We start from the raw sequence: 3,360 nt of genomic DNA, 5'->3' as shown, positions 1-3,360 counted from the left end.
GAGGGGGACGGCGCTAGCGCCGCGCAGTCTGGGCGGCATGGATCCCCGGCGCCATCGCATGCACGAAGGCCTAGCACGTGATGAAGCGACAAGGCAGAAGAAGATTGCGCACGGAGCGCGAATACGTATCCGCGGCACGCCGGCGAGAAGCCTGCCAGCGAGGATCGGGAGATGACCGCGAGCGCCTGGGCCGGGCGGCGCGTCAGGCGAAGGGATGGGAGGAACCGCGGAGGAAAGCGCCGAGCGAAATGCCGAGGTGTGCTGCCGCCGTGGCCGACAGCCGCCCCAGCCGGCCCTGTGGGACCAGGGCCGGGCACAGAAGCATCAGGACATCATTCAATAATGACCGTCTCTCCAAGTCCGCCCCACTGCGGCATCCTGCTCTCGTAGCGTTCCTCGATGAGGTTGCGCCGGATCTTCATGCTCGGCGTCAGCAGGCCGTTCTCCGTGGTCCAGGCATCGCTTACCACGACCACGAACGCCAGCTTCTCATGCGCCTCGAGCGTGGCGTTCGCGGTGTCGAGCACTGCCTGCAACTCCTCGCGCAGCGCACGGCGCTTTTCGGCATCTTTCAGATCGCTGCGCGCGTCGGCGCCGAGCATCAGTATGGCGAAGGGCTGCGGGTAGCCGTGGCCAGTCACGCAGCTTGCCTCCACCTTCGGATGGCCGAGCTTGTTCTCGATGGGTGCGGGTGCGACGTACTTGCCCTTGCTCGTCTTGAAGATCTCCTTGACGCGGCCGATGATCTTCAGCCGCCCGATCTCGTCCAGCTCGCCGCGGTCGCCGGTCTTGAAGAATCCGTCTTCCGTAAAGCTTTCCGCGGTCAGGGCGGGCTGCTTGTAGTAGCCCATCATCATCGTGGTTGCCTTGACCAGCACTTCGCCGTTGTCGCCGATGCGGCATTCCACGCCTGGCATGGCCTGGCCCGAATAGCCGGCGCGCACCAGGCCGGGGCGGCTGTAGTGCGAATAACACAGGTTCTCCGTCATCCCATACACGTCCAGCAGTTCGAGTCCGAGCGTTCGGTACCAGTTGGTGATCTCGAACGGCAGCGGCGCCCCGCCCGTGAAGGCGACGCGCGCGGCATCGAGACCGAGCATGCCGAGCAGCCTCTTCTTCATGGCATCTGCCTCAGGCGACTTTTCATGGATCAGCGCCTGTTGCCGAGCCGGAACCTTGGCGCAAACGGCCTGGTAGAACTTGGTCCACAGCCTAGGCATGGAAGCGAACACGGAAGGGCGTGCGCGCAGCAGGTCCTGCGCGAAGGTCGCCAGGCTGTCGTTGAAGAAGACGTGAAGGCCATGGCACAGCGCATTCGATTCAATAACGCAGCGTTCTGCGGCATGCGCCAGCGGCAAGTACGAGAGCACGCGGTCCGCCGGGGTGAATCCACAGAACTCGCCGGAGCGGGTCGCATACTCGAACATGCCGGCGAAGCTGTGCATCACGCCCTTGGGCCGGCCGGTGCTGCCCGACGTGTAGATAATAGTCGCCATGTCGGCTGGCGACGGGAGACGGACATCGGTCAGCGGTGCCATCTCCCCCGTGATCTCTTGCCAGATCCGCCCCGCACCCGCCGGCGCCATGGGCAGGGCGATGCTGGGTACGCCCTGCGGCATGACCCTGTGAATGTCGTGCCAGGAATCGGTCTTGCCGTCGAGCTTGCCGACAAAGAACGCGCGGACCTCGCAGTGGTCGAATACGTATTTCGCCGTGTCGGCGTTGGCGGTGTAATAGAGCGGCACCGAGACATGGCCCGCCATCCAGGTGGCGACGTCCGCCAGGATCCAGTGTGCGCTGTTCTTGCCAACGATGCCGATGGAGCTGCCCGGCGGCAGTTGCAGCGATTGCAGGTACGCGGCCATGCGGCGCGCCTGATCGCCGGCTTCGCGCCACGTGATATCGACCACCTCGCCATCGGGCCTCGGTTCGGTCAGGAAGATCGCGTCTGGCTGCGTGCGCTCCCAGTGCAGGAAGCGGTGGACGAGGGTGTTCGCGTTGCTGTCGATCATATTGTCTCCACTTATCATTTTTCGCCGCTTCGTCTCGTCGGCCGAAGGCGTCCTGATGCGGTGCCTCGCCCGCCTTGCGGGCTGGCGGGGCCGGCAGGAATCATAGACCGGCTTGTGCCGGTTCAGTTGCACCAGTCTTGCAATACCGTGTCGGTATGCTGGCCGCGTTGGGGAATGCTGCCGGGTCTGCCTGCGGGAGTGCCGGAGAACCGCGGCGCGGGGTTGGCTTGCAGGATACCTTCCATCTCACTGTAGACGCCGCGCGCGACCATGTGCGGGTGCGCCGCGGCCTCGTCCGGATCGAGTACAGGCGCGAAGCAGGCGTCCGTGCCCTCCAGAAGCGCGCACCACTCCTCACGGGTCCGCGTGGCGAACACCGCGGCGAAGCGCTCGTGCAGTTCCGGCCACCGCGCCGGATCGTAGGCCGCCGCATGCACGGGATCGTCCGCGAGGCCCAGCTTCTGCAGCAGCAGCTTGTTGAAGCGGGGCTCGACCGCGCCGACCGAGACGAACTTGCCGTCGGCACAGCGATAGGTGCGATACCAGTGCGGACCGTCCAGCAGGCTGCGCCCGCGCTCGTTGACGAACTGGCCCGTGGCCTTCAGGCTCAGCATCAGGTTCAGCATGTGGGCGCTGCCATCCACGATGGCCGCATCCACGACCTGCCCCTTGCCGGTGGCGCGCGCGCTCATGATGCCGGCCAGCAACCCGACTGCCAGATACATCGTCCCCCCACCCATGTCACCGACGAGGCTGGGCGGCGACATCGGCGGCTCGCCTGGCTGGCCCGACCACCACAGCGCGCCCGACAAGGCGATGTAGTTGAGATCGTGTCCCGCCGCCTGCGACAGCGGCCCGTGCTGGCCCCAGCCGGTCATCCGGCCATACACCAGCCGCGGATTGCGCGCCAGGCACAGGTCCGGCCCGAGGCCGATGCGCTCCATCACGCCGGGGCGCATGCCTTCGATCAGGGCATCACAACGCTCGACCAGCCTGAGCACGGTGTCGACGCCCGCCTCCGTCTTCAGGTCGACGGCGACCGAGCGCTTGCCGCGGTTCTGGATCGCGTGCTTGCCCAGGTCGAGGTCTTCCGCCCCCATCTGCTTCTTGTCGACGACGACCACGTCGGCGCCGAGATCCGCGAGGAGCATACCGCAGATCGGGGCCGGACCCATTCCGGCAATTTCCAGTACGCGCAGCCCCTGCAGCGGACCGCTTCCGTTCAAGGCCATGTTGCTGACTCCGGGTGAACGACTCAGCCGCGCGCGGCCTGCATGGCCGTGACGTAGGCATGCACCTGCTGGTTGGCATCCTCGCGGAAGCTCGCCGTGCTCCAGTCAGTGATCTG

2 protein-coding genes are annotated in these 3,360 nt (G+C 66.1%); both read right to left on the bottom strand.

Going from position 1 to position 3,360, the window contains the following annotated elements; genetic code table 11:
• Nucleotides 1-332 precede the first annotated feature (332 nt).
• On the bottom strand, nucleotides 333-2,012 hold the full coding sequence (locus AC3WRR_RS36000; RefSeq protein WP_058698931.1) for an AMP-binding protein: 1,680 nt from the start codon (nucleotides 2,010-2,012) through the stop codon (nucleotides 333-335).
• Nucleotides 2,013-2,134: 122 nt separating this feature from the next.
• Complete coding sequence (locus tag AC3WRR_RS35995; protein WP_058698930.1) at nucleotides 2,135-3,244, bottom strand: CaiB/BaiF CoA transferase family protein; 1,110 nt, start codon at nucleotides 3,242-3,244, stop codon at nucleotides 2,135-2,137.
• Between the last annotated feature and the right edge of the window lie 116 nt (nucleotides 3,245-3,360).

Source organism: Cupriavidus sp. FW305-3-2-15-C-LB2 (genome assembly GCF_058787575.1).
This window is presented reverse-complemented; position numbering and strand designations above follow the sequence as displayed.

Bases quoted from the DNA above. Each gene is read 5' to 3' on its own strand.
- AC3WRR_RS36000 (WP_058698931.1), bottom strand. From the start codon at position 2,012: ATGATCGACAGCAACGCGAACACCCTCGTCCACCGCTTCCTGCACTGG.
- AC3WRR_RS35995 (WP_058698930.1), bottom strand. From the start codon at position 3,244: ATGGCCTTGAACGGAAGCGGTCCGCTGCAGGGGCTGCGCGTACTGGAA.